Origin of the sequence: Serratia sp. BNK-10 (assembly GCF_047456065.1) — a bacterium.
GTDB classification, from domain to species: Bacteria; Pseudomonadota; Gammaproteobacteria; order Enterobacterales; family Enterobacteriaceae; genus Serratia; species Serratia ureilytica.
Window position 1 is genome coordinate 982,468 of record NZ_CP179894.1, and the last position, 24,390, is coordinate 1,006,857.

Consider the following 24,390-nt stretch of genomic DNA (forward strand, 5'->3'; position numbering starts at 1 on the left):
GCTGTTTTTACAGCGCTTTTTTTATGGGCGCTATTTAGATATATCTTTTTCACGGCACGCGCTTGCGCATTTAGATATATCGATCTAGATTAGCGCTATCGATGCTGTTTAGATATATCTAAACAACCTCGTATTGATGTTCCCTACTAAAGCGAGGTCTCACCTTATGTTTCATCGATTAGGCTTACACCGGCATCATCATCACCATGAATGCGAAGAGGGTCGTCGTCATCGCGGCGGGCGCCATCACTTCGGCGGCGAAGGCGAAGAGCACGGCCGGGGTGGGCGCGGCGGCCGGGGCGGGCGTCATCGTCTGTTCGAACACGGCGATCTGCGCCTGGTGCTGCTGGCGCTGGTGGCGCGCAAGTCCAGCCACGGGTACGAATTGATCAAGGCGATCGAGGAAGCGTCATCCGGCCTGTACGTGCCGAGCCCGGGGGTGATTTACCCCACGCTGACGCTGCTGGAAGAGCAGGATTTCCTCGAACCGCTCACCACCGGCAACGGCCGCAAAAGCTACCGCATCACCGCGGCGGGCGAGGGCGAGCTGCAAAAGCATCAACAGGTGGTTGAGGTCATTCTGGCGCGTCTGGCGGGCGCCGGCCGCGAGCGTCATCGGCACGGCAACCTGGCGGAAGGCATCTACGACGCCATGAACCGTCTGCGCAGCCTGCTGCGCGGCAACGTGATGCGCGCCGATCTTACGCCGCAGCAGGTGGAGCGCATCAACGCCGCGTTGCTGACCGCCGTGGCGGCGATCGAAAGCGAAATGCAGATTCAACCTTCGCAACAGGAGAAGAACTGATGCCCGGCCACCGTTTTAACATTACCGTTGAAGCCCTGAGCGATCGCCAGGGCAATCCCGTCGAGAAAGCGCCGCTGAGTTTTGAAGTGAGCAACCACGACGATATTCTCGAGATCGTCGAGCGCATTCGGGCGCGTGACGATCTGAACTTCGGCCCCGAGCAGAGCGCGGCCTTCGCCGTGGGGTTGAAGCTGTTCTCCGAAGTGATGATCGAAAACCGCAAACACCCGGTGTTCGCTCCGCTGCGCGAGGCGTTTAAGGAATTTATGGTCGGATTGAAGAAGGGCCCGGCGGCGTAAAGGCGCGGCAAACCGCGCCCTCCGGGGTTAAGGCATGAAGCGATAGCCGACGCCGGTTTCGGTCAGCAGGTGTTTGGGCCGGGCCGGATCGGCTTCGAGCTTCTGCCGCAAATGGCCCATGTAGATGCGCAGATAGTGGCTGTGCTCCACGTAGTTCGGCCCCCAGACGTGGCTCAACAGCTGGCGTTGGGTGATCACCTTGCCGGCGTTGGCCAGCAGCTCCGCCAACAGGCGAAACTCGATCGGCGTCAGATGCAGATCTTCGTCGTTGCGCAGCACCCGGCGATTCACCAGATCGACGGTAATCGCCGAAAAGCTCACCAGCGGGCTTTCCTGTTGGTTAGCTGAGTGGCGGCGCAGCGCGACCCGCACCCGCGCCAGCAACTCACCGATGCCGAACGGCTTGCTGAGGTAGTCGTCGGCGCCGGCGTCCAGCGCGGCGATCTTGTCCTCTTCGGCGTTGCGCGCCGACAGCACGATCACCGGAATGGCGCTCCACTGCCGCAGATCGCGGATGTAGCTCAGCCCGTCGCCATCCGGCAACCCCAAATCCAGGATGATCAGATCCGGTTTGCGCGTGCCGGCCTCAATCAGCCCCCGCTGCAGCGTTTCACTTTCAAACACTCGCAGGCCTTCGCTCTCCAGCGCGGTGCGCACGAAGCGGCGGATCTCTTTTTCATCTTCAACAATCAGAATGTTGGTTGGCGTTATGCTCACGTTTCCCCTACGTTGATTACAGATCGAAGGCGTCGCCGTCGATCTCGGGCGGTTTTTCCAGCGGCAGCACGAAGTGGAAGCTGGCGCCGCCGTTGGCGCCGTTTTCCGCCCAGATGCGGCCGTCATGCACTTCAATAATGGCACGACAAATCGCTAACCCCAAGCCGACGCCGGGGATCGCCGACTCTTTATTGCCGCGTGAAAACTTGTCGAAAATCAGCTGCAGCTGATCGGCGGGGATGCCGGGACCGTTATCCCAGACCTCGACTTCCAGCCACTCGGGCAGCGTGCGGGCGCGAATGCCGATGGTGGCCTCGGCGCCGGCGTATTTATTGGCGTTTTCCAACAGGTTGGTGAACACCCGTTCCAGCAGGCTGCCGTCGCAGTTGACCAGGATCTGTTCCGGCGGCAGATCGACCTCGATCGGATGCTGGCTGAGCAGCGGCTCCAGCATGTGCAGCGAAGCGCCGACGATCTCTTCCAGCGACTGCCACTCTTTACGCAGGCTGAAACCGCCGGACTGGATGCGCGCCATATCCAGCAGGTTGTTCACCAGCCGGGTGGTGCTCAGCACCTGCTGGCGGATCTGGCTGGCCTGGGTGGCGTGATTGGAGCCTTCGGCCGCCAGGTCCAGCGTGAGAATTTCCGCCTGGCCGAACAACACGGTCAGCGGGGTGCGCAGATCGTGCGACAGCGCCGCCAGCAGCGAGTTGCGCAGCTGTTCGCGTTCGGCGTCCAGCTTGGCTTCTTCGGCGCTGCGCGCCAGGTGCAGACGTTCCAGCGCGCTGGCGATCAGCACTGCGAAGGTTTGCAGCAGCCGCTGTTGTTCCGGCACCATCAGCTGGCGCAGGTTGTTGGGTTCGATCGCCAACAGGCCGAAGGTCTGTTTGGGGGTATTGAGCGGCAGCAGTTGGTAAGGCACGCCGGGCAGGGTGTCGGTGCCGGCGCCGGCCGGCAAGCCTTTATCGAAACTCCAGCGCGCGATGGCTTCGTCTACCGACAGCAGCCCGCCTTCCTCGCCGATCATTTGCTGCAGCCGGCCGTCTTCCTGCGGCAGCAGCAGCACGGTTTTCGCCTGGAAGCTGCTGGAGAGGAAATGACGGCTGGTGTTGGCGATGTCGGCCACGGTCAGCGCGCGGCTCAGCCCGCGTGACATTTCGTACAGATGGCGCGCCCGCTGCTCGCGATAGCGCGCCACCCGGGCCTGATAACGCACCCCGGCGGTCAGGTTGCCGATGATGATGCCGACGGCGAGCATCACGCCGAAGGTCAGCAGATACTGCATATCGCTGACGGCGAACGACCATTCGGGCTGAACGAAGAACAGATCGAAACTGGCGACGTTGATCACCGCCGCCAGCACCGATGGCCAGCGGCCGAAGAACAGCGCGACGATCGCCACGCCGAGCAGGTAGACCATCACCAGGTTGGCCTGATCGAAGCCCGGCAGCAGCCACTGCGAGAGCAGGGTGATCAGCGCGCACAGCGCCACCGCCACCGCGCAGCCGCGCAGCTGCATGCGCCATTTCTCATTGAAGCTGCGGCCGTCGTGCTCCTTGCCCGGCGGCGGCTGTGCGGCGTCGCTGTCCAGCGCGACGATCACCAGATCGAGATCCGGGCCCAGCCGGCCGAGGCGATCGGCGAAACTGCCGCGCAGCTTCCAGCGCTGCTCGCTGCGGCGGCCGATGATGATTTTGCCGAGGTTATGCTCGCGGGCGTAGCGCAGCACTGCGCGCTCTTCGGACGGATCGGCCAGGGTGGCGGTTTCGGCGCCCAGCTCCTGCGCCAGCCGCAGCGCGCGCAGAATGGCGCGGCGCTGGTTTTCCGGCAGCCGGTGCAGCTTGGGGGTTTCCACGTAGACCGCATGCCAGTGGCAGCCGAGCCGCGCCGCCAGCCGGGCGGCGATGCGCACCAGCTTTTCGTTGCCGCTGTTGTGGCCGACGCATAGCAGAATGCTGTCGCGGGTGTGCCACACTTTCTCGCGTCCCTGGGTGTCGCGAAACTCGCGCATCTGGTCATCGACCCGATCGGCGGTGCGGCGCAGCGCCAACTCGCGCAGGGCGATCAGGTTGCCTTTACGGAAAAAATGCTCGATGGCGCGCTCGGCCTGACCGGGAATATACACTTTGCCTTCGTGCAGCCGTCGGCGCAGATCGTCCGGCGGCAGATCGACCAGCACCACTTCGCTGGCCTCGTCAAACACGTGGTCGGGCACCGTTTCGCGCACCCGCACGCCGGTCACGCCGCCCACCACGTCGTTCAGACTTTCCAAATGTTGTACGTTGACGGTAGTCAGCACGTCGATGCCGGCGTCCAGCAGCTCTTCCACATCCTGCCAGCGTTTGGGGTGGCGCGAACCGTGGGCGTTGCTGTGCGCCAGTTCGTCCATCAGGATCAGCGCCGGATGGCGCGCCAACGCGGCGTCGAGGTCGAATTCATGCACCAGTCGCCCGCGATGCTGGATGCGCTTTTGCGGCAACAGCGCCAGGCCGTCGAGCAGGGCGGCTGTCTCGCTGCGGCCGTGGGTTTCCACCACGCCGACCAGCACGTCCAGCCCCTGGGCGCGCAAACGCTGGGCCTCCTGCAGCATGGCGTAGGTTTTGCCTACGCCGGCGCAGGCGCCGAAGAATACCTTCAACCGGCCGCGCGGTTTTTCATTGGCCAGCGCCAGCAGGCTATCGGGATCGGGACGCTGCTGTTCTTCTTCGACCATGACAATTCCTTGTGTTACCAAGCAAAAAGGGGTTCGGCATGCCGAACCCTATCACTATGCTGAATACGGCGCGTTACTTCAACGCATCCAGCGCCAGGTTCAGCTTCAGCACGTTGACCACCGATTCGCCCATGAAGTTGGGCGTGGCCCGATCGGTGTTGTCTTCGATCAGTTTGGCGACCTGTTCCGGCGGCAGATGACGCGCCGCCGCGACCCGCGCCAGCTGATAACGCGCCGCAGCGGTCGAGATCTGCGGATCCAGCCCGCTGCCGGAGGCGGTCAGCAGATCCACCGGGATCGGGCCGCTCATGGCTGGATTGGCCTGGCGCAGCTGCGCCGCGCGTTCGGCGATAGCCTTATCCAGCGCCGGGTTGGTGGCCGCCAGGTTGCTGCCGGCGGAGGCCAGTGGATTATAGGCTGAATCGCCGGTCGCCGACGGGCGGCCCCAGAAATAGTCGGCGCGCGTGAAGTTCTGGCCGATCAGCGCGGAGCCGACCGCTTTGTCGCCCTGGTACAGCAGCGAACCGTTGGCCGCGCCCGAAAACAGCAGCTGCGCCAGCCCGGTGGTCAGCAGCGGATAGGCGATGCCGGTGATCAGCGTCAGCAGGATCAACATCACCAGCGCAGGTCGTAAATACGTCATGTTCATTTCCCTCAATGGTTAACCGGCGACGTGCAGCGCGACCAGGATCAGGTCGATCAGTTTGATGCCGACGAACGGCACCAGCAGACCGCCGACCCCGTACAGCCACAGGTTGCGGCGCAGCAGAGCCGCGGCGCTCATCGGTTTGTAGCTCACCCCTTTCAGCGCCAGCGGGATCAGAAACACGATCACCAGGGCGTTGAAGATCACCGCCGACATGATGGCGGAGGCGGGGGAGTGCAGGTGCATCACGTTCAGCGCGTTCAGCTGCGGATAGGTGGCCGCGAACGCCGCCGGAATGATGGCGAAGTACTTGGCCACGTCGTTGGCGATGCTGAAGGTGGTCAGCGAGCCGCGCGTCATCAGCATCTGTTTGCCGATATGCACCACTTCGATCAGCTTGGTCGGGTTGGAATCCAGATCGACCATGTTGCCCGCCTCTTTGGCGGCCTGGGTGCCTGAGTTCATCGCCACCGCCACATCGGCCTGCGCCAACGCCGGGGCGTCGTTGGTGCCGTCGCCGGTCATCGCCACCAGACGGCCTTCCGCCTGATACTGGCGGATCAGCGCCAGTTTGGCTTCCGGCGTGGCTTCCGACAGGAAGTCGTCCACCCCGGCTTCGGCGGCGATCGCCGCCGCGGTCAGCGGGTTATCGCCGGTGATCATCACCGTTTTGATGCCCATCTTGCGCAGCTCATTGAAGCGCTCTTTGATGCCGCCCTTGACGATATCCTTCAACGCCACCACGCCCAGCACCCGGGCGCCTTCCGCCACCACCAGCGGCGTGCCGCCGGTGCGCGCCACGCTTTCCACCAGATCGTCCACCGCCCGCGGGAAGTGCCCCTGATTGGTTTCGACGTGACGGCGAATGGCGTCCACCGCGCCTTTGCGGATCATGCGCTCCTGCACGTTGACGCCGCTCATGCGAGTCTGGGCGGAGAAGGGCACGAAGGTGGCGTTCAGCGCCTGCAGATCGCGCTCGCGCAGGTTAAAGCGCTGTTTGGCCAGCACCACGATGCTGCGGCCTTCCGGCGTTTCGTCCGCCAGCGAAGCCAGCTGCGCGGCGTCCGCCAGCTCTTGTTCTTTCACGCCCGGCGCCGGCAGGAACTCCGACGCCTGACGGTTGCCCAGCGTAATGGTGCCGGTTTTATCCAGCAGCAGCACGTCCACGTCGCCGGCGGCTTCCACCGCGCGGCCGCTGGTGGCGATCACGTTGGCGCCGAGCATGCGGCTCATCCCGGCCACGCCGATGGCGGACAGCAGACCGCCGATGGTGGTGGGGATCAGGCAAACCAGCAGCGCGACCAGCACGGTGATGGTGACCACGCTGCCGCTGCCGGCCGCCTCGACGCTGTATTGCGAGAACGGGAACAGGGTGGCGGTGGCCAACACGAACACGATGGTCAGCGCCACCAGCAGGATGGTCAGCGCGATTTCGTTCGGCGTTTTGCGGCGTTTGGCGCCTTCCACCATGGCGATCATGCGATCGAGGAAGGTTTCCCCCGGGTTGACGCTGCACTGCACCACCAGCCAGTCGGACAGCACGCGGGTGCCGCCGGTGACCGAGGAGAAGTCCCCGCCGGATTCGCGGATCACCGGGGCGGATTCCCCGGTGATGGCGCTTTCATCCACCGAGGCGCCGCCCTCCAGCACTTCGCCGTCGCACGGAATGGTGTCGCCGGCTTCCACCAGCACGATATCGCCTTTGCGCAGGCTCTCGGCGGCCACTTTCTCCGTGGCGCCGTCGCGGCGCGGGCCGGCCAGTTTTTTCGCCCAGCTGGTTTTCTTGGTGCCTTTCAGGCTTTCCGCCTGGGCCTTGCTGCGGCCTTCGGCCAGCGCCTCGGCGAAGTTGGCGAACAGCACGGTGAACCACAACCACAGGGCGACGCTGCCGGTAAAGGCGGCGGCGCCGTCGGTTTGGCCGGCGAGGATCGCCAGCCAGATGGCGGTGGTCAGCAGGCTGCCGATATACACCACGAACATCACCGGGTTGCGCCATTGAACGCGAGGATCCAGTTTTTTCACCGCATCGATCAGCGCGGTGCGCACCAGAGCCGGTTCAAACAGCGCGCGTTGTTTGCGAGTCATCTCTTATTCTCTCTCTGTGACGTCTGTTAGTTTGCCAACCAAAGTTGCAAATGCTCGGCCACCGGGCCCAGCGCCAGCGCCGGCACGAAGGTCAGCGCGCCCACCAGCAATACGGTGCCGATCAGCAGGCCGATAAACAGCGGCCCATAGGTCGGCAGGGTGCCGTTGCCCGCCGGCTGGCGTGGCTTGGCGCTCAGCGAACCGGCGATCGCCAGCACCGGCAGGATCACCCCGAAGCGGCCGACGAACATGGCGAAGGCCAGCAGCAGGTTGTAGAACGGCGTATTGACGCTCAAGCCGGCGAAGGCGCTGCCGTTGTTGTTGGCGGCGGAGGACAGGGCATACAGCACTTCGCTGAAGCCGTGGGCGCCCGGATTGAGGATGCCGGCGCGGCCCGCGTCGGTGCCGATGGCCAGCGCGCTGCCCAGCAACACCAGCGCCGGCGTGACCAGGATCGCCAGCGCGGTCATCTTCATGTCATAGACGTCTATCTTCTTGCCCAGGTATTCCGGGGTGCGGCCGATCATCAGGCCGGCGATAAACACCGTCAGCAGCACGAACAGCAGCATGCCGTACAGGCCGGAGCCGACGCCGCCGAACACCACTTCACCGATCTGCATCAGCCACATCGGCACCATGCCGCCCAGCGCGGTAAAGGAGTCGTGCATGGCGTTGACCGCCCCGCAGGACGCTGCGGTGGTCACCACCGAGAACAGGCTGGTGGCGAGAATGCCGAAGCGCGACTCTTTGCCTTCCATATTGATGTTGCTGTCGGCGCCCAGCGCGCTCAGGTGCGGGTTGCCCGCCAGCTCGGCGTACATCACCACCACCACCGCCACCACGAAGATCAGCGCCATCGCCCAGATCAGCGCGTGGCCCTGACGGTTTTCACCGGCCAGTTGTCCGAAAGAGAAGCACAGCGCGCAAGGGATCAGGAAGATGGCCAGCATCTGCACGAAGTTGGTCAACACGGTCGGGTTTTCGAACGGGTGCGCCGAGTTGGCACCGAAGAACCCCCCGCCGTTGGTGCCGAGCATCTTGATCGCTTCCTGCGAGGCGACCGGCCCCATCGGCAGCGTCTGCTGCGCGCCTTCGAGCGTGGTGACGTGCAGGTAAGGCAGGAAGTTTTGCAGCGTGCCCTGGCTGACGAAGAACAGGGCGATCAGCAGCGCGATCGGCAGCAGCACATACAGCGTGATGCGGAACAGATCGGCCCAGGCGTTGCCGACGGTCTTGCCGGCGCGGCGGGTAAAGGCGCGGATCAGCGCAAAGGCCACGGCGATGCCGGTGGAGGCGGAAACGAAGTTCTGCACCGCCAGCCCGGCCATCTGGCTGAAATAGCTGAGGGCGCTTTCACCGCTGTAGGCTTGCCAGTTGGTGTTGGTGACGAAGCTGACGGCGGTGTTGAGCGCCAGATCCCAGGAGAGGCCAGGGAAGCCTTGCGGGTTGAGCGGCAGCGAGCCCTGCGCCATCAGCAGGGTGAACAGCAGCGCCAGGCCGAGCAGGTTAAACGCCAGGATCGCCAGCGCGTACTGCCACCAATTCATCTCGGTGGGGCGGATGCCGCAGGCGCGCCAGACGCCGGCTTCCACTGAGCGCAGCGCAGGCAGCGGCTCACCTTCGATCAGGCGCGCCATAAAACCGCCCAGCGGCCGGGCCAGCAGCAGAAGCACCAGCAGGAAACTGGCGATCAGTAAAAAGGCTGAAGCCGCCATCAGAAATCCTCCGCGTTAAACAGGGCGTAGACCAGATAGGCCAACAGCAGCAGAACCAACAGCGCACCACCAATAACGCTGAAACTCACGGGACACCTCCAGAGGTGTTGTTTTTGATAGAGGCAGTGTAGGGAGAGGGGTAGAAAGAAGATGAAAAAATCGCGCGGGCGGGTGTAAAAAAAGTATAAAAATGGCTGAAATTTCAGCGAAAATTGAGCATTTCAACCAGCAGGTTGGCGGCGAGATTGCGCCTGATGAGTGAATAAGCAAGGGCAGAGGCGTGGCAGCAGGAACCGGATAATAACCACAACGTAACCAATGTTAAGTTAAAAATTAACTTGGCTGTAACAAAGTTACGAATCGCCGCGGTGATTAGCGATTTTTTGTGCGATTTAGTGGTCGGATGAGTAGTAAACTTTCATCAAGTGCGCTAAAATTTTGTCCAGTTACCAAATTACCGATTGTTCATTTGATACGCCCACGCCGTTTTCCCTGACAAATCAACGGCAGGCGTTTTTAAGGAGGTTCGCATGTCTACGACCTATCACGCTTATTCACTGCATCGGATTCTCCTGCGCCGCAGCGCAGTGGTGATCGCGGGCATTTTGGCCCTGCCGGTGATGCTGTTCCGCAGCGATCGCGGGCGTTTTTACAGCTACCTGCACCGCGTCTGGTCAAAAACCAGCGATAAGCCGGTCTGGCTGCAGCAGGCGGAACTGGCGTCCTGCGACTTCTACTGAGTCACTGCCGACTCACGAACAACCCTCGCCCTGCGGCGGGGGTTTTTTTATGCCCCAAGCCCGCTGCCGTCAAGCGCAAGGTCGTATTTGGCAAGCCATTCTTCTACACTTTCCCCATCGACCAACACCACGAGAGAACGGTATGAGTGACAAGATCCCTATCGGCATCAGCGCCTGTTTACTGGGCGACGCGGTGCGTTTCGACGGGGGCCACAAGCGGCTGGCCTTCGCGGTGGAACAGTTGGCGCCCTATGTGCGCTTTGAGCCCGTTTGCCCGGAAATGGCGATCGGCCTGCCCACGCCGCGCCCGGCGCTGCGCCTGGTGAAACAGGCGCAGCCGTGGCCGGCGATGCGCTACAGCAACGACGCCGGCGTGGATCTGACCGAGGAGATGCGCAGTTTCTCCGCGCAGCGCGTGGCCGCGTTGCAGCACCTGTGCGGCTATATCGTCTGCGCCAAGTCGCCGAGCTGCGGCTTGGAGCGGGTGCGGGTCTACAGCGAGAACGGCAAGGACTCGCGTAAAAACGGCGTCGGGCTGTTTACCGCCGAGCTGCTGCGCCAGATGCCGTGGCTGCCGGTGGAAGAGGATGGGCGTTTGCAGGATGCGGCGCTGCGGGAAAACTTTATCGAGCGAGTGTACGCGCTGTATGAGTTGAACATGCTGTGGCGTCAGGGGCTGACCCGCGGCGGGCTGATCGCGTTTCACAGCCGCTACAAGCTGTCGTTGCTGGCGCATTCGCAGCCGGCGTACCGCGAACTGGGGCGTTTCGTCGCCGACATTCATCGCTGGGACTCGCTGGAAGACTTCGCCGTGGAGTACCGCAGCCGCCTGATGGCGTTGTTGGCGCACAAGGCGACGCGCCGCAACCATACCAACGTGCTGATGCACGTGCAGGGTTACTTCCGCCGCCAGCTCAGCGCGGCGCAGCGCCAAGAGCTGGCGCACCTGATCGACCGCTACCGGCAGGGCATGCAGCCGCTGCTGGCGCCGATCGCCTTGCTTAAGCATTACATGGCGGAATACCCCGACAGTTATTTGGCGGAACAACGCTATTTCGAACCTTATCCGGAGGCGCTGCGTTTGCGTTACGGCCATTGATTGACAAGGGAATTTTATGACCACGCATCTGGTCTGGTTGCGTAACGATCTGCGTATCACCGACAACAAAGCGCTGCACGCTGCCTGCAGCGATCCTAAAGCCCGGGTGCTGGCGGTGTTTATCGCCACCCCGCAGCAGTGGCGGGAACATGAGATGGCGCCGCGGCAGGCGGCGCTGATCCACGCCAGTCTGCGGGCGGTACAGCAGGCGCTGGCGCAAAAGGGCATTGCGCTGCATTGCCATGCCGGCACGGACTTTGCCGCGTCGATCGACTGGCTGGCGGAGTATTGCCGGCGAGAGCAGGTGGACGCGCTATTTTACAACCGCCAGTACGAACTGAATGAACGGCGACGCGATGCGCGGCTGGAGCAGCAGTTGAATGGACGGGTAACGTGCCACGGTTTTGATGACAGCCTGCTGTTGCCGCCGGGCAGCGTGCTAACCGGCGGCGGCGAGATGTACAAGGTTTATACGCCGTTTCGCAACGCCTTCATTCAGCGCCTGACTGAGTCCGACGTGAGCTGCCTGCCGGCGCCGAAGATCCGTGCCGATGGCGCGTTGCCTGCGCCTGAAGCGCCGGCGGCGTTCGATTATCCCGCGGCGGACATCGGGGGTGATTATCCCGCCGGCGAGGAGGCCGCGCTGCAGCGGCTGCGCGCCTTTTGTCGTGAGCAGGTGCAAGATTACCTTCGGCAGCGCGATCTGCCCGCCATCGCCGGCACCAGCAGCCTGTCACCCTATCTGGCGATCGGCGCGCTGTCGCCGCGCCAGTGTTTTAACCGCCTGCGCGCCGAATGCCCGCAGCTGCTGGAAGATCGCGAGAGCGGCGCTTTCGCCTGGCTGAACGAGCTGATTTGGCGCGAGTTCTATCGCCACCTGCTGGTGGCCTACCCCGAGCTGTGCCGCCATCGTCCCTTTATCGCCTGGACGGACAAGGTGCGCTGGAGCGCTGACGCGGCGAAGCTGCAGGCCTGGCAGCGGGGCGAAACCGGCTATCCGATCGTCGATGCCGCCATGCGCCAACTGAACGCTACCGGCTGGATGCACAACCGGCTGCGCATGATCAGCGCCAGTTTTCTGGTGAAGGATCTGCTGATCGACTGGCGCGCCGGGGAGCGCTATTTCATGTCGCAACTGCTGGACGGGGATCTGGCGGCCAATAACGGCGGCTGGCAGTGGGCGGCCTCCACCGGCACCGACGCCGCGCCGTATTTCCGCATCTTTAACCCGACCACCCAGGGTGAACGTTTTGATCCACAAGGCACTTTCATCCGTAAATGGTTGCCGGAACTGGCGGATGTGCCCGACAATGACATCCATTACCCCCACCGCTGGGCGGAAAAGCAGCGCCATACGCTGAACTACCCGCTGCCGATCGTCGATCACAAACAAGCCCGCGTGGAGACGTTGGCGGCGTTCGAGGCGGCGAAACGGGGAGAGTCTTGAGGCAACTGCAAGGAGCGACGTAATGATGAAAAAGGTGCTGGCCCTGTGCCTGAGCGGCTATTCCGCGCTGGCGATCGCCGGCTTTGACGTGGTGGCGCTGGGCGTCGACGGCGGCGTCAGCGACGGCAACCTGACCTCTTATCTGATCCGCAGCGATAATCAGCCGCAGTATGTGGCGCTGGACGCCGGCTCGCTGCTGCCGGGCATCGCCAAAGGGCTGGAGAAGGGCAGTTTCCCGCAGGTGACCCCCGAGCTGGCCGCGCCTTACACGCCGCAGGGCTATGTGTTCCGGCAGTTGATCGGCGGCTATTTCATCAGCCACGGCCATCTGGACCACGTGGCGGGGCTGATCGTCGGCTCGCCCGAAGATAATAAAAAAACCGTTTACGCCCAGGCGGACACCGTGCTGACCCTGCGCAACCATTACTTCAACTGGAAGGCCTGGCCGAACTTTACCGACGCCGGCAACGGTTCGCGGCTGGGCACCTACCGGCTGCAAACGGTGCGGCCGCAGCAGCGCTTTACCCTCGGCCTGACCGGGTTGACCGGCGTGATGTACCCGCTCAGCCACGATCGCTACCCGTCGTCAATGCTGCTGATTTCCAACGGCAACGAGTTCTTCGCCTACTTCGGCGATACCGGGCCGGACAAGGTGGAGCAGTCGCGCGATCTCGATACCGTGTGGCGCGTGCTGGGGCCGCTTGTCGAGCAGAAAAAGCTCAAGGGCATGATTATCGAAACCTCTTACCCTAACGGGGTGGAGGACAAACATCTGTACGGCCATCTGACGCCGGCCTGGCTGCTGAAGGAGCTGAAGAACCTGACGCAGTACAGCGGCGGCGAAGGCTCGCTGAACGGTCTGCCGGTGGTGATCAGCCACATCAAACCGAGCCTGAAGCAGGGCGAAGACGCGCGCGCCGCCATTGCGCAGCAGCTGGCGCAGGGCAACGATCTGGGGGTGAAATTCATCCTGATGGCGCAGGGCGACCGGCAGACATTTTGACTATGAAGAGAGAAGAGAATGCGTAACCTCGATCTGGAACAACTGATCAACACGGAACTGAACGCCGCGGCGTTTCAGGACTATGCCCCCAATGGATTGCAGGTGGAAGGGCGCCCGCACGTGCAGCGCATCGTGACCGGCGTCACCGCCTGTCAGGCGCTGTTGGACGCCGCGGTGGCGCATCAGGCCGACGCGATCATCGTGCATCACGGCTATTTCTGGAAAAACGAGGCGCCGGCGGTGCGCGGCATGAAGCGCAACCGCCTGAAAACGCTGTTGACCCACGACATCAATCTGTACGGCTACCACTTGCCGCTGGACGCGCATCCGGTGCTGGGCAACAACGCGCAGCTGGCGCAGGCGCTGGGCATTCGGGTGATTGGCGACGTCGAGCCGCTGGTGCCGCACGGGGAATTCGAACAGCCGCTGACCGGCGAAGCGCTGCAACAGCGCATCGAAAGCCGACTGGGGCGCGCGGTGCTGCACTGCGGCGATAACGCGCCTGAGCATATTCGCCGAGTGGCCTGGTGCACCGGCGGCGGCCAGGGCTTTATCGACAGCGCGGCGCGCTTCGGCGTCGATGCTTTCATCAGCGGTGAAGTGTCTGAGCAGACCATTCACAGCGCGCGCGAAATGGGCGTGCATTTCTTTGCCGCCGGCCACCACGCGACCGAGCGCGGCGGCGTGAAAGCGCTGGGGGAATGGCTGGCTCAGCACCACGGTTTTGATGTGACCTTTATCGATATCCCGAATCCCGCCTGATTTTTTTCTGCGTCGGATCCAGCCCGGCCTGCGCGCCGGCTGAATCCTTTTACCGCGCTATTTCCTTATTTTCCTTATGGTTGCGTTCTATTGACAGCCGGGGCTGCGTCACGCATAACTGGTGTGTTTTTCAGCGCGATAATAATAAGGAGAATAAGGGTGCAACAAGCGCGTTATTACCTTTTAGGTGAAAGAGCGGTAGTGCTTGAACTGTCACCGCCGGTGACGTTGCCGAGCCAGCAGCGCATCTGGGCGCTGGCGGAAAAGCTGAATCATCATCCTGACGTGCGGGAAGTGGTGCCGGGAATGAACAACCTGACGCTGCTGTTGCATACGCCGCAGGCCGACGCCGAAGCGATGCTCGCGTTACTGCAGCAGGGGTGGGAAAGCAAAGAGCGCCTGACGCCGGAGTCGCGTCAGGTGGAGATCCCGGTTGTCTACGGCGGGGAACAGGGCCCTGATCTGGATGAGGTGGCGCGCCATACCGGCATGACGCCGCGACAGGTGGTGGAATGCCATGCGGCGGCGGCTTACGTGGTCTATTTTCTCGGCTTTCAGCCGGGCTTCTCCTATTTGGGCGGCATGCCGGAAAAACTGGCGACGCCGCGCCGCGCCGAACCGCGTCTGGCGGTGGCGGCCGGCTCCGTCGGTATCGGCGGCGGCCAGACCGGCATCTATCCGCTGGCGACGCCAGGCGGCTGGCAGCTGATCGGCCGCACGCCGCTGGCGTTGTTCAATCCCCATGAAATGCCGCCGACGCTGCTGCGCCCGGGCGATAGCGTACGCTTTGTGCCGCAGAAGGAGGGCGTATGCTGATTATTCTGCGCGCCGGCATCTATACCACGGTGCAGGATTTGGGCCGTGAAGGATTTCGCCGTCTGGGCATCAGTACCGGCGGCGCGTTGGATCAACCGGCGCTGAAGATCGCCAACCTGCTGGTGGGCAACGCGCCGGAGGCCGCCGGGCTGGAGATCACGCTCGGCCAGTTCAGCGCCGAGTTTACCCGTCCCGGCTGGATCGCCCTGACCGGCGCCGGCTGCGACGCGCAGCTGGACGGTAAGCCGCTGTGGACCGGCTGGCGCTACCCGGTGAAAAAGGGGCAGCGGCTGGTGCTGGGCACGCCGAAGCGCGGCATGCGCAGTTATCTCGCGATCGCCGGCGGTATCGCCGTGCCGGAAATGCTGGGCTCGCGCAGCACCGACATGAAAGCCGCTTTTGGCGGGTGCGAGGGGCGTAATCTGAAGGACGGCGATCGGTTGCCGCTGGGCAAATCCGCCGCTGAACCGCAAACCCGCTGTGGCGTGAAGCAGTTACTGTTCACCAATCGCATCCGTGCGTTGCCGGGGCCGGAGTACGCCGAATTCAGCGAAGAGGCGCAAGATACGTTTTGGCGCGCCGCCTGGCAGCTCAGCCCGCAGAGCAATCGCATGGGCTACCGTTTGCACGGCGGCACGCCGCTGGCACGCACCACCGACAGAGAGATGCTGTCGCACGGCCTGATGCCCGGCGTGGTGCAGGTGCCGCACAACGGCCAGCCGATCGTGTTGATGGCCGATGCGCAAACCACCGGCGGTTACCCGCGCATCGCCTGCGTGATCGAAGCCGATCTTTACCATTTGGCGCAGATCCGTCTCGGCGAACCGATCCATTTCGTTCTCTGTTCACTGGCCGAGGCGCAGCGCGCCAAGGCCGAGCAGGATCTTTTCCTTCGACAGATTGCCTGGGGGTTACATGATCGTTGATTTGAACGCCGATCTCGGCGAAGGCTGCGCCAACGACCAGGCGCTGTTGCAATTGGTGAGCTCGGCCAACATCGCCTGCGGCTTCCACGCCGGCGATGCGCAGACCATGCGTCAGTCGGTGCGCTGGGCATTGCAGTACGGCGTGGCGATCGGCGCCCACCCGAGTTTTCCCGATCGGGAGAATTTCGGCCGCACTCGCATGCAGCTGCCGCCGGAAACGGTGTACGCGCAGGTGGTGTATCAGCTCGGGGCGCTGGCGGCCATCGCCCGCGCCGAGGGCGGGGTGATGGTGCACGTTAAGCCGCACGGCATGCTGTACAACCAGGCGGCGGTTGAGCCGGCACTGGCAGAAGCCATCGCCCGGGCGGTGCAGGCGGTCGATCCGGCGCTGCGGCTGGTGGGGCTGGCCGGCAGCGAGCTGATCCGCGCCGGGCAACGGCTCGGTCTGACCACCCGGCAGGAGGTGTTCGCCGATCGCGGTTATCAGGCCGACGGCACGCTGGTGCCGCGTGGTTTGCCGGGGGCATTGATCGAGGATGACGAACAAGCGCTGGCGCAAACCCTGGAGATGGTGCGCCATCACCGGGTGCGCAGCGTCGATGGCGTTTGGACCGCCGTACAGGCGGAGACCGTCTGCCTGCACGGGGACGGCGAGCATGCGCTGGCGTATGCGCGCAAGCTGCGGGACAGTTTTGTTCAACAGGGCATCCGCGTCAGCGCAGAGCAGTAAAGCAAGACACAACATCACAAACAAAAAATTATTAGAAAATATCGAGGGAAGACTATGGAACAGGCCGTGAATCTCTGGCCACTGATCGGCATTGCCGCGATCGTGGTCGGGTTTATATTGCGTTTCAATCCGGTGCTGGTGGTGATCGCCGCCGGCATCATCACCGGTCTGGCGGCGCTGATGCCGCTGGACGTCATTCTGGAAAAGCTCGGCGAGGGCTTTCTCAATACCCGAAACCTGCCGCTGATCCTGCTGCTGCCGCTGGCGGTGATCGGCCTGCTGGAACGTCACGGGCTGAAAGAGCGGGCGCAGGCGTGGATCGCCAAGATCAAAAGCGCCACCGCCGGCCGTTTGCTGATCGTGTACCTGTTCGTGCGTGAGATCACCGCGGCGATGGGGCTGACCAGCCTGGGCGGGCATCCGCAGATGGTGCGGCCGCTGCTGGCGCCGATGGCGGAAGGGGCGACGGAAAACCGCTACGGCGAGCTGCCGGAGCGCACCCGCCACCGCCTGCGCGCCATGTCGGCCGCTACCGACAACGTCGGGCTGTTCTTCGGCGAGGATATCTTCGTGGCCTTCGGTGCGATCATCTTCATGCATAACTTTATGCTGGAGTCCGGCGGCATTCAGACCGAGCCGCTGCATATCGCGCTGTGGGGCATTCCGACCGCCATTTTCGCTTTCCTGATCCACGCGTTCCGGCTGTATCGGATGGATAAACAGCTGAGCGCCGAGCTGGCGCAGCTGAATCAGGCGGCGCTGCAGGCGAAGGGGGAAGCGCGATGAACTTCCAGCAACAATACCTTTACTGGCTGGCCGGCGCGGTGCTGCTGATTGTGGCGGTGATGTCCTTGCGCGATCGCGCCAACCCGCGCCGCATCACCACCGGGCTGTTTTGGGGGCTGTACGGCCTGGTATTCCTGGTCGGCGACTGGACTTATCGCCTGCTGGGCGATGTACTGGGCGAGGGCAGCAACGAAAAACGCATGCTGCATATCATCGTTGGCGCGGTGGTGGTGGTGATGGCCCTGATTGCCGGCTTCGGCGGCGTGCGCCTCGGCAGCTATCACCAGCGGACGCCGCAGGAGCGCGAGGCGAGCGCCAAGCGCCTGGGCAACAAGCTGTTCATTCCCGCGCTGGCGATCCCGGTGGTGACGGTGGTCGGCGTGCTGCTGTTCAACAACGTGCCGGCGTTGCAAAACGCGGTATTCGGCAGCGGTAACCACGCGACGCTGATCACCCTGTTCTCGATGACCGTCGGCTGCCTGATCGGGTTGGCGATCGCGGTGAAAATGACCCATGAGAAGGCGCTGCAGCCGATACAGGAAGCGCGGCGCCTGCTGGATTCGATCGGCTGGGCGTTCATTCTGCCGCAGATCCTCGCCACGCTGGGGCTGCTGTTTACCGTCGCCGGCGTTGGCACTGCGATCTCGCATTTGACCCAGGAATATCTGGCGGTCGATAACCGTTTTATCGCCGTGGCGGTCTACGCTATCGGTATGGCGGTGCTGACCATGGTGATGGGCAACGCCTTCGCCGCTTTCCCGATCGTTACCGCCGGCATCGGCATTCCGATCCTGGTGTTGCAGCATGGCGGCAACCCGGCGGTGATGGCGGCGATCGGCATGTTCTCCGGCTATTGCGGCACCCTGATGACGCCGATGGCGGCGAACTTCAACATTGTGCCGGCGGCGCTGCTGGAGTTGCCGGACAAGAATGCGGTGATCAAGGCGCAGGTGCCGACCGGCGTGCTGCTGCTGTTGGTTAACGTGTTCCTGCTGTATTTCCTGATGTTCCTGTAGGAGTAAGGATGCAAAAAGTATTGATTACCGGCTTCGAGCCGTTTGGCGGCGAGCGCCTCAATCCCTCCTGGGAAGTGGTGAAGCAGCTCAACGATATGGAACTGGTGGGCACGCGTATCGTGGCGCGCCAGTTGCCGTGCGTGTTCGGCGCCGCGCTGGAGGCGCTCAATGCGGCGATCGACGAGGTGCAGCCGGTGATGGTGCTGGCTATCGGCCAGGCCGGCGGCCGCACCGACATCACGATTGAACGGGTGGCGATCAACGTCGACGATGCGCGTATTCCTGACAATCAGGGGCAGCAGCCGGTGGATGAGCCGATCGTCGCCGGCGGTCCGGCGGCCTATTTCAGCACTTTGCCGATCAAAGCGATGGTGAGTTCGATGCGCGAGGCCGGCATTCCGGCCGCCGTTTCGCAGACTGCCGGCACCTACGTGTGCAACCATGTGATGTATGGGCTGCTGCACCGTTTGAGCGGCCAACGCGAGGTGAAGGGCGGTTTTATCCATATCCCGTATCTGCCTGAGCAGGCGGCGGCGCACCCCGGCGCGCCGAGCATGGCGGCTTCGACGGTGCTGTTTGCGCTGGAGCTGGCCGTTTCCATCGCTTTGCAGGTGGAACACGATCTGAAAGTGGTGGGCGGCGCGACGCATTAATCAAGAGAATCCCCGGCGCATCGGGCTGCGCCGGGTCTACGCAAGGAGTGGTCTATGCCGGAAGGACCGGAGATCCGCCGGGCGGCGGACAAACTGGCGGCGGCGGTGATCGATCAGCCGCTGACCGCCGTCGATTTCGCTTTTCCCCAGTTGAAGCACTACCGCCAGCGTTTGCTCGGCGAGCGCATCGTCGCCATCGAGCCGCGCGGCAAGGCGCTGTTGACCCACTTTTCCAATGGGCTGACGATGTACAGCCATAACCAGCTGTACGGCGTATGGAAAGTGGCGGCGGCGGGAGAGACGCCGGAGACCAAGCGCGATCTGCGGGTGCGCCTGGAAACCGCTCGCAGCGCAATATTGCTCTACAGCGCGTCCGACATCACCGTCGGGCCGCGCGAGGAGATAGAACAGCACCCGTTCCTGCAACGCATCGGCCCCGACGTGCTGGACATGACGTTGACGGTGGATGAGGTGCAGGAGCGTTTGCTGACGCCGCGTTTTCGCCGCAGGCAGCTGGGCGGCATGCTGCTCGACCAGGCGTTTCTCGCCGGATTGGGCAATTATCTGCGCGCCGAAATTCTGTGGCAGGCCGAACTGGCGCCGCAGCACAAACCGCAGGATCTGGCGCCGGAAGCGCTTTGGCGTCTGGCGGAGGCGCTGCTGGCGGTGCCGCGTCTTTCCTATCAGACGCGTGGGCAGGCGGATGAGAACCGCCATCACGGCGCGCTGTTTCGCTTCAAGGTGTTTCATCGCAGCGGCGAGCCCTGTGAGCGCTGCGGTGGGATGATCGTGCGCACCGAGCTGTCGTCGCGGCCGTTTTATTGGTGCCCGGGCTGCCAGAAATAGCTAAAAAAAACGCCGCCCGAAGGGGCGGCGCTGTGCGGTTTCAGCCGGATAAACGGCTTACTTGTTTTTCAGCTGGGATTTGAAATCACGCTCGGCATAGCCGGTGTACAGCTGGCGCGGACGGGCAATTTTGATGCCTTCGTCGTGCATTTCGTTCCAGTGGGCGATCCAGCCGATGGTGCGCGCGATGGCGAAGATCACGGTGAACATGGAAGAAGGAATGCCCATCGCCTTCAGGATGATGCCTGAGTAAAAGTCGACGTTCGGGTACAGTTTCTTCTCGATGAAGTACGGGTCGTTCAGCGCGATGTGCTCCAGCTCCATCGCCACCTGCAGCAGGTTGTCGTCCTTCTTGTTCAGCTCTTTCAGCACTTCGTGACAGGTCTCGCGCATCACGGTGGCGCGCGGATCGTAGTTCTTGTACACGCGGTGGCCGAAGCCCATCAGGCGGAAGGAGTCGTTCTTGTCCTTGGCGCGCTTGATGAATTCCGGAATGTGATCGACGGTCTTGATCTCTTCCAGCATTTTCAGCGCCGCTTCGTTGGCGCCGCCGTGCGCCGGCCCCCACAGGGAGGCGATGCCGGCCGCGATGCAGGCGAACGGGTTGGCACCGGAAGAGCCGGCGGTGCGCACGGTCGAGGTAGAGGCGTTCTGCTCATGGTCGGCGTGCAGGATCAGGATGCGATCCATGGCGCGTTCCAATACCGGGTTCACCACGTACTCTTCGCACGGGGTGGCGAACATCATGTGCAGGAAGTTGCCGGCATAGGACAGATCGTTGCGCGGATAAACGAACGGCTGGCCCAGGGAGTATTTGTAGCACATCGCGGCTACGGTCGGCATTTTGGACAGCAGACGGAACGCGGTGATTTCACGGTGACGCTCGTTGTTGACGTCCAGCGCATCGTGGTAGAACGCCGCCAGCGCGCCGGTCACGCCGCACAGCACCGCCATCGGGTGCGAGTCGCGACGGAAGCCACGGAACAGATGGGTGATCTGGTCGTGGATCATGGTGTGGCGGGTAACGGTTGTTTTGAAGGTCTCGAACTCTTCCGGCGTCGGGGTCTCGCCGTACAGCAGGATGTAGCACACTTCCAGGTAGGAAGATTCTTTCGCCAGCTGTTCGATAGGGAAGCCGCGGTGCAGCAGCACGCCTTTGTCGCCGTCGATGAAGGTAATCTTGGATTCGCAAGAAGCGGTGGAGGTAAAGCCGGGATCAAATGTGAAATAACCTTTGGAACCCAGAGCGCGGACATCGAGGACATCAGGGCCCAGTGTCGGTGTCAATACGCCCAGTTCGATCGGAGCTTCGCTGTCGTTAATGGTTAGCGTCGCTTTCTTATCAGTCATTTACTGTCTCCTTAGCGCCTTATTTTAAAAACCACTAACAACTGAAATACCTTAAATCTCTGCAGGTTGCCCGCAAAAAATGGTGCGGACGCTAACTCTGTGAGCGACTGCGCAACTGTGCGCGGGTAGGGTACAGAGTGCTGACCAGGCGAACGAGACGGGTGACCAGTTGTTAACGATTCAGAGTAATTCGTTATAGTCTGTTAATCTTACCTATGAGCTGTTCGAAGAGATGTGAACCTATCCCAATAAACTGTTTTTATTTGCTTTATTTGCTTTTTGACGCCGGCAAAATCGAGCGGGAAACAACGGCTATTGGGATAGGTTCGCCAAATACACTGTTGCATAACTCGAACCCGGGGGGAAGTGTATCTGCTGACCCGTAGCGCATCATAGGACCGTTTGTGCCCCTATATGTAATGGAAATGTTGATCTCTTGTCAAATCAGATAATTAATTTTGCACTAATTGTGAAATCCGTGATCTGAATCACTGTTCGGGGGAAATGTTATCAAAGCGGTTGTATGAGAATTGTAATCAGAATGTGATCCTCCTATACTGCCGCCAGGTCTCCGGATTACCCTGAAGTAGGAGCACCCAGCGTTATAAATGCGCGCCGTTTGAGCACAGAGGATGTTGATGTTTGAGCGCGTGACGTGTAAGGGTTTTAGGCTCTTAACGCTGTCTGATCCCCGCCCAGGCCCGGAGGAAGGAAAATAATAAGAGCTGTGTGGGCAAATACGTGAAAAAACAACGACCTGTCAACTTGGATCTGCAAACGATCCGGTTCCCCGTAACTGCGATAGCGTCTATCTTACACCGAGTCTCTGGCGTAATTACCTTCGTTGCCGTGGGTATCCTCCTCTGGCTGCTGGGCCTGTCACTCTCTTCCCAAGAGGGGTTCCTGCAGGCGGCCGCCATCATGAATAGCTTCATCGTCAAATTCATATTCTGGGGCATCCTCACGGCGCTGGCCTATCACATTTGCGGTGGCATCCGTCACTTGTTAATGGATTTTGGCTACATCGAAGAGAGTTTGGCCGCCGGCACCCGTTCCGCCCAGGTGGCGATCGGTCTGACCGTCGTGCTGTCAGTTCTGGCTGGAGTCCTCGTATGGTAAACAACGTTTCTGCATTAGGGCGCAACGGCGTGCACGATTGGCTGCTGCTGCGTGCTTCCGCTATCATCATCACCCTGTACGTCCTGTATATCCTGGGCTTTTTCGTCACGGCTCCGGAACTCACTTATGACATCTGGCGCGGTTTCTTCGCCACTTCCATTACGAAAGTGTTCACTCTGCTGACCTTGCTGTCGATTCTGGTTCACGCCTGGATCGGGCTGTGGCAGGTGCTGACGGACTACGTCAAGCCGCTGGCGGTTCGCCTGGTGTTGCAGCTGGCTGTCGTGGTCGCGTTGCTGGTCTATTTACTGTACGGAACAATCGTAGTGTGGGGTGCTTAAATGAAACTGCCAGTCAGAGAGTTTGATGCCGTCGTAATCGGCGCCGGCGGTGCGGGCATGCGTGCCGCGCTGCAAATTTCCCAAGCGGGCTCGACCTGTGCCCTGCTGTCCAAAGTTTTCCCGACCCGTTCCCATACCGTGTCCGCCCAGGGCGGCATTACCGTCGCGCTCGGCAACAGCCACGAGGACAACTGGGAATGGCATATGTACGACACGGTGAAAGGTTCCGACTATATCGGTGACCAGGACGCCATCGAATATATGTGTAAAACCGGCCCGGAAGCGATTCTGGAACTGGAACACATGGGCCTGCCGTTCTCTCGCCTGGACGACGGCCGCATCTATCAGCGTCCGTTCGGCGGTCAGTCGCTGAACTTCGGCGGCGAGCAGGCGGCGCGTACCGCCGCCGCCGCCGACCGTACCGGCCACGCGCTCCTGCACACCCTGTACCAACAGAACCTGAAAAACCACACCACCATTTTCTCTGAGTGGTATGCGCTCGATCTGGTGAAAAACCAGGACGGCGCGGTGGTCGGCACCACGGCTATCTGCATCGAAACCGGTGAAGTGGTTTACTTCAAAGCCAAGGCCACCGTGCTGGCGACCGGCGGCGCAGGCCGTATTTACCAGTCCACCACCAACGCCCACATCAACACCGGCGACGGTGTCGGCATGGCGCTGCGCGCCGGCGTGCCGGTGCAGGACATGGAAATGTGGCAGTTCCACCCGACCGGCATCGCCGGCGCGGGCGTGCTGGTGACCGAAGGCTGCCGCGGCGAAGGCGGTTACCTGTTGAACAAACACGGCGAGCGCTTCATGGAGCGTTATGCGCCGAACGCCAAAGATCTGGCGGGGCGCGACGTGGTTGCCCGTTCGATCATGATCGAAATCCGCGAAGGCCGCGGCTGCGACGGTCCTTGGGGCCCGCACGCCAAGCTGAAGCTGGATCACCTGGGCAAAGAGGTGCTGGAATCCCGTCTGCCGGGCATTCTGGAGCTGTCCCGCACCTTCGCGCACGTCGATCCGGTGAAAGAGCCGATCCCGGTTATCCCAACTTGTCACTATATGATGGGCGGCATTCCGACCAAGGTGACCGGTCAGGCGCTGACCGTAAACGAGAAAGGCGAAGACGTGGTGATCCCTGGGCTGTTCGCCGTGGGCGAAATCGCCTGCGTATCGGTGCACGGCGCCAACCGTCTGGGTGGCAACTCGCTGCTGGACCTGGTGGTGTTCGGCCGTTCCGCCGGCATGCACCTGCAGGAATCGTTGGAAGAGCAGGGCGTGAGCCGTGACGCCAGCGACTCCGACGTGGAAGCTTCGCTTGATCGTCTGAACCGTTGGAACAATACCCGTTCCGGCGAGGACCCGGTCGAAATTCGCAAAGCGCTGCAGTCTTGCATGCAGCACAACTTCTCGGTATTCCGCGAAGGCGATGCGATGGCCAAGGGCCTGGAAGAACTGAAAGTGATCCGTGAACGTCTGAAGAACGCACGCCTGGACGATACCTCCAGCGAGTTCAACACCCAGCGCATCGAGTGCCTGGAGTTGGATAACCTGATGGAGACCGCGTATTCCACCGCCGTGTCGGCCAACTTCCGTACCGAGAGCCGTGGCGCACACAGCCGCTTCGACTATCCGGAACGCGATGACGCCAACTGGCTGTGCCATTCGCTGTATCTGCCGCAATCGGAAAGCATGACGCGTCGTGAAGTGAACATGCAACCGAAGCTGCGCCCGGCATTCCCGCCGAAAGTGCGTTCTTACTAATTGCGGAGA

The 24,390-nt window shown here is 62.1% G+C and carries 24 protein-coding genes; 17 read left to right on the top strand and 7 right to left on the bottom strand.

The features are described 5' to 3' along the window. Positions 1 to 166 precede the first annotated feature (166 nt). Both ACMGG9_RS04720 and ACMGG9_RS04725 read left to right on the top strand, forming a co-directional pair. The gene (locus ACMGG9_RS04720; RefSeq protein WP_197849823.1) at positions 167 to 805 is read left to right on the top strand and encodes a PadR family transcriptional regulator; all 639 of its coding nucleotides are present in this window, start codon (positions 167 to 169) and stop codon (positions 803 to 805) included. After that, complete coding sequence (locus tag ACMGG9_RS04725) at positions 805 to 1,104, top strand: DUF3861 domain-containing protein (protein WP_033642181.1); 300 nt, start codon at positions 805 to 807, stop codon at positions 1,102 to 1,104. The genes ACMGG9_RS04720 and ACMGG9_RS04725 overlap by 1 nt, the downstream gene beginning before the upstream one ends. Positions 1,105 to 1,131: 27 nt before the next feature. Here ACMGG9_RS04725 and kdpE read toward each other — a convergent pair whose 3' ends face one another. The 6 genes from kdpE to ACMGG9_RS04755 all read right to left on the bottom strand — a co-directional run bounded on the left by kdpE (position 1,132) and on the right by ACMGG9_RS04755 (position 9,069). Beyond that, on the bottom strand, positions 1,132 to 1,821 hold the full coding sequence (gene kdpE, locus ACMGG9_RS04730) for a two-component system response regulator KdpE (protein ID WP_016928747.1): 690 nt from the start codon (positions 1,819 to 1,821) through the stop codon (positions 1,132 to 1,134). Positions 1,822 to 1,837: 16 nt separating this feature from the next. Next, positions 1,838 to 4,534: a two-component system sensor histidine kinase KdpD gene (gene kdpD, locus ACMGG9_RS04735; protein ID WP_342175450.1), complete on the bottom strand. Its 2,697-nt coding sequence runs from the start codon at positions 4,532 to 4,534 to the stop codon at positions 1,838 to 1,840. Positions 4,535 to 4,607: 73 nt separating this feature from the next. Next, positions 4,608 to 5,177: a potassium-transporting ATPase subunit KdpC gene (gene kdpC / locus ACMGG9_RS04740; RefSeq protein WP_414161943.1), complete on the bottom strand. Its 570-nt coding sequence runs from the start codon at positions 5,175 to 5,177 to the stop codon at positions 4,608 to 4,610. A gap of 18 nt (positions 5,178 to 5,195) precedes the next feature. Further along, positions 5,196 to 7,265 (bottom strand): potassium-transporting ATPase subunit KdpB, encoded by a 2,070-nt coding sequence (gene kdpB, locus ACMGG9_RS04745; RefSeq protein ID WP_094143978.1) that lies wholly within the window; start codon positions 7,263 to 7,265, stop codon positions 5,196 to 5,198. Positions 7,266 to 7,291: 26 nt separating this feature from the next. After that, on the bottom strand, positions 7,292 to 8,980 hold the full coding sequence (gene kdpA / locus ACMGG9_RS04750) for a potassium-transporting ATPase subunit KdpA (protein WP_142002052.1): 1,689 nt from the start codon (positions 8,978 to 8,980) through the stop codon (positions 7,292 to 7,294). Then, the gene (locus ACMGG9_RS04755; protein WP_016928742.1) at positions 8,980 to 9,069 is read right to left on the bottom strand and encodes a K(+)-transporting ATPase subunit F; all 90 of its coding nucleotides are present in this window, start codon (positions 9,067 to 9,069) and stop codon (positions 8,980 to 8,982) included. The genes kdpA and ACMGG9_RS04755 overlap by 1 nt, the downstream gene beginning before the upstream one ends. Before the next feature lie 441 nt (positions 9,070 to 9,510). Here ACMGG9_RS04755 and ACMGG9_RS04760 point away from each other — a divergent pair, with 441 nt between their 5' ends. The 12 genes from ACMGG9_RS04760 (at position 9,511) to nei (ending at position 19,804) form a co-directional block, all read left to right on the top strand. Further along, complete coding sequence (locus ACMGG9_RS04760) at positions 9,511 to 9,720, top strand: YbfA family protein (protein ID WP_004939916.1); 210 nt, start codon at positions 9,511 to 9,513, stop codon at positions 9,718 to 9,720. A gap of 142 nt (positions 9,721 to 9,862) precedes the next feature. Then, positions 9,863 to 10,819: a YbgA family protein gene (locus tag ACMGG9_RS04765; protein WP_033651168.1), complete on the top strand. Its 957-nt coding sequence runs from the start codon at positions 9,863 to 9,865 to the stop codon at positions 10,817 to 10,819. Between the two features lie 16 nt (positions 10,820 to 10,835). Next, a complete protein-coding gene (gene phrB / locus ACMGG9_RS04770; RefSeq protein WP_147880885.1) occupies positions 10,836 to 12,266 on the top strand; it encodes a deoxyribodipyrimidine photo-lyase in 1,431 nt (476 codons plus the stop codon). Between the two features lie 22 nt (positions 12,267 to 12,288). Continuing rightward, positions 12,289 to 13,269, top strand: a complete 981-nt coding sequence (locus tag ACMGG9_RS04775; RefSeq protein ID WP_033642189.1) for an MBL fold metallo-hydrolase — start codon at positions 12,289 to 12,291, stop codon at positions 13,267 to 13,269. 18 nt (positions 13,270 to 13,287) lie between these two features. Then, positions 13,288 to 14,031 (top strand): type 2 GTP cyclohydrolase I, encoded by a 744-nt coding sequence (locus ACMGG9_RS04780; RefSeq protein WP_016928738.1) that lies wholly within the window; start codon positions 13,288 to 13,290, stop codon positions 14,029 to 14,031. Positions 14,032 to 14,190: 159 nt separating this feature from the next. Continuing rightward, positions 14,191 to 14,847 carry a 5-oxoprolinase subunit PxpB gene (pxpB, locus tag ACMGG9_RS04785; RefSeq protein ID WP_071997796.1) on the top strand — a complete coding sequence of 219 codons (657 nt, stop codon included), beginning with the start codon at positions 14,191 to 14,193 and terminating at the stop codon, positions 14,845 to 14,847. After that, the gene (gene pxpC / locus ACMGG9_RS04790; protein WP_015376969.1) at positions 14,841 to 15,773 is read left to right on the top strand and encodes a 5-oxoprolinase subunit PxpC; all 933 of its coding nucleotides are present in this window, start codon (positions 14,841 to 14,843) and stop codon (positions 15,771 to 15,773) included. Before pxpB ends, pxpC begins: the two co-directional genes overlap by 7 nt. After that, positions 15,763 to 16,503, top strand: coding sequence for a 5-oxoprolinase subunit PxpA (gene pxpA, locus ACMGG9_RS04795; protein WP_004939906.1), 741 nt, complete (start codon positions 15,763 to 15,765; stop codon positions 16,501 to 16,503). Before pxpC ends, pxpA begins: the two co-directional genes overlap by 11 nt. A gap of 54 nt (positions 16,504 to 16,557) precedes the next feature. Then, complete coding sequence (locus ACMGG9_RS04800; RefSeq protein WP_147880883.1) at positions 16,558 to 17,289, top strand: DUF969 domain-containing protein; 732 nt, start codon at positions 16,558 to 16,560, stop codon at positions 17,287 to 17,289. Then, entirely contained in the window at positions 17,286 to 18,305 is a 1,020-nt protein-coding gene (locus ACMGG9_RS04805) for a DUF979 domain-containing protein (protein ID WP_042783862.1), read from the top strand. The genes ACMGG9_RS04800 and ACMGG9_RS04805 overlap by 4 nt, the downstream gene beginning before the upstream one ends. 8 nt (positions 18,306 to 18,313) lie before the next feature. Continuing rightward, positions 18,314 to 18,958, top strand: a complete 645-nt coding sequence (pcp, locus tag ACMGG9_RS04810) for a pyroglutamyl-peptidase I (RefSeq protein WP_016928732.1) — start codon at positions 18,314 to 18,316, stop codon at positions 18,956 to 18,958. Positions 18,959 to 19,012: 54 nt separating this feature from the next. Further along, on the top strand, positions 19,013 to 19,804 hold the full coding sequence (gene nei / locus ACMGG9_RS04815; protein ID WP_414161944.1) for an endonuclease VIII: 792 nt from the start codon (positions 19,013 to 19,015) through the stop codon (positions 19,802 to 19,804). A gap of 57 nt (positions 19,805 to 19,861) precedes the next feature. Here nei and ACMGG9_RS04820 read toward each other — a convergent pair whose 3' ends face one another. Continuing rightward, a complete protein-coding gene (locus ACMGG9_RS04820) occupies positions 19,862 to 21,154 on the bottom strand; it encodes a citrate synthase (RefSeq protein WP_126191823.1) in 1,293 nt (430 codons plus the stop codon). A gap of 729 nt (positions 21,155 to 21,883) precedes the next feature. On the opposite strand from ACMGG9_RS04820, the gene sdhC reads away from it, so the two are divergent. Genes sdhC through sdhA form a run of 3 tightly spaced genes read left to right on the top strand, consistent with a single transcriptional unit; the run spans position 21,884 to position 24,381 of the window. Further along, positions 21,884 to 22,273, top strand: coding sequence for a succinate dehydrogenase cytochrome b556 subunit (sdhC, locus tag ACMGG9_RS04825; RefSeq protein ID WP_004939893.1), 390 nt, complete (start codon positions 21,884 to 21,886; stop codon positions 22,271 to 22,273). Next, a complete protein-coding gene (sdhD, locus tag ACMGG9_RS04830; RefSeq protein WP_004939891.1) occupies positions 22,267 to 22,614 on the top strand; it encodes a succinate dehydrogenase membrane anchor subunit in 348 nt (115 codons plus the stop codon). The genes sdhC and sdhD overlap by 7 nt, the downstream gene beginning before the upstream one ends. Beyond that, entirely contained in the window at positions 22,615 to 24,381 is a 1,767-nt protein-coding gene (sdhA, locus tag ACMGG9_RS04835) for a succinate dehydrogenase flavoprotein subunit (RefSeq protein ID WP_015376974.1), read from the top strand. It abuts the gene before it with no gap. Positions 24,382 to 24,390: the final 9 nt, after the last annotated feature.

Excerpts from the sequence above, each read along its gene's own strand:
- ACMGG9_RS04720 (WP_197849823.1), top strand. The coding sequence starts at position 167 with ATGTTTCATCGATTAGGCTTACACCGGCATCATCATCACCATGAATGC.
- ACMGG9_RS04725 (WP_033642181.1), top strand. The coding sequence starts at position 805 with ATGCCCGGCCACCGTTTTAACATTACCGTTGAAGCCCTGAGCGATCGC.
- kdpD (WP_342175450.1), bottom strand. The coding sequence starts at position 4,534 with ATGGTCGAAGAAGAACAGCAGCGTCCCGATCCCGATAGCCTGCTGGCG.
- kdpC (WP_414161943.1), bottom strand. The coding sequence starts at position 5,177 with ATGACGTATTTACGACCTGCGCTGGTGATGTTGATCCTGCTGACGCTG.
- kdpB (WP_094143978.1), bottom strand. The coding sequence starts at position 7,265 with ATGACTCGCAAACAACGCGCGCTGTTTGAACCGGCTCTGGTGCGCACC.
- kdpA (WP_142002052.1), bottom strand. The coding sequence starts at position 8,980 with ATGGCGGCTTCAGCCTTTTTACTGATCGCCAGTTTCCTGCTGGTGCTT.
- ACMGG9_RS04760 (WP_004939916.1), top strand. The coding sequence starts at position 9,511 with ATGTCTACGACCTATCACGCTTATTCACTGCATCGGATTCTCCTGCGC.
- ACMGG9_RS04765 (WP_033651168.1), top strand. The coding sequence starts at position 9,863 with ATGAGTGACAAGATCCCTATCGGCATCAGCGCCTGTTTACTGGGCGAC.
- phrB (WP_147880885.1), top strand. The coding sequence starts at position 10,836 with ATGACCACGCATCTGGTCTGGTTGCGTAACGATCTGCGTATCACCGAC.
- ACMGG9_RS04775 (WP_033642189.1), top strand. The coding sequence starts at position 12,289 with ATGATGAAAAAGGTGCTGGCCCTGTGCCTGAGCGGCTATTCCGCGCTG.
- ACMGG9_RS04780 (WP_016928738.1), top strand. The coding sequence starts at position 13,288 with ATGCGTAACCTCGATCTGGAACAACTGATCAACACGGAACTGAACGCC.
- pxpC (WP_015376969.1), top strand. The coding sequence starts at position 14,841 with ATGCTGATTATTCTGCGCGCCGGCATCTATACCACGGTGCAGGATTTG.
- pxpA (WP_004939906.1), top strand. The coding sequence starts at position 15,763 with ATGATCGTTGATTTGAACGCCGATCTCGGCGAAGGCTGCGCCAACGAC.
- ACMGG9_RS04800 (WP_147880883.1), top strand. The coding sequence starts at position 16,558 with ATGGAACAGGCCGTGAATCTCTGGCCACTGATCGGCATTGCCGCGATC.
- ACMGG9_RS04805 (WP_042783862.1), top strand. The coding sequence starts at position 17,286 with ATGAACTTCCAGCAACAATACCTTTACTGGCTGGCCGGCGCGGTGCTG.
- pcp (WP_016928732.1), top strand. The coding sequence starts at position 18,314 with ATGCAAAAAGTATTGATTACCGGCTTCGAGCCGTTTGGCGGCGAGCGC.
- nei (WP_414161944.1), top strand. The coding sequence starts at position 19,013 with ATGCCGGAAGGACCGGAGATCCGCCGGGCGGCGGACAAACTGGCGGCG.
- ACMGG9_RS04820 (WP_126191823.1), bottom strand. The coding sequence starts at position 21,154 with ATGACTGATAAGAAAGCGACGCTAACCATTAACGACAGCGAAGCTCCG.
- sdhD (WP_004939891.1), top strand. The coding sequence starts at position 22,267 with ATGGTAAACAACGTTTCTGCATTAGGGCGCAACGGCGTGCACGATTGG.
- sdhA (WP_015376974.1), top strand. The coding sequence starts at position 22,615 with ATGAAACTGCCAGTCAGAGAGTTTGATGCCGTCGTAATCGGCGCCGGC.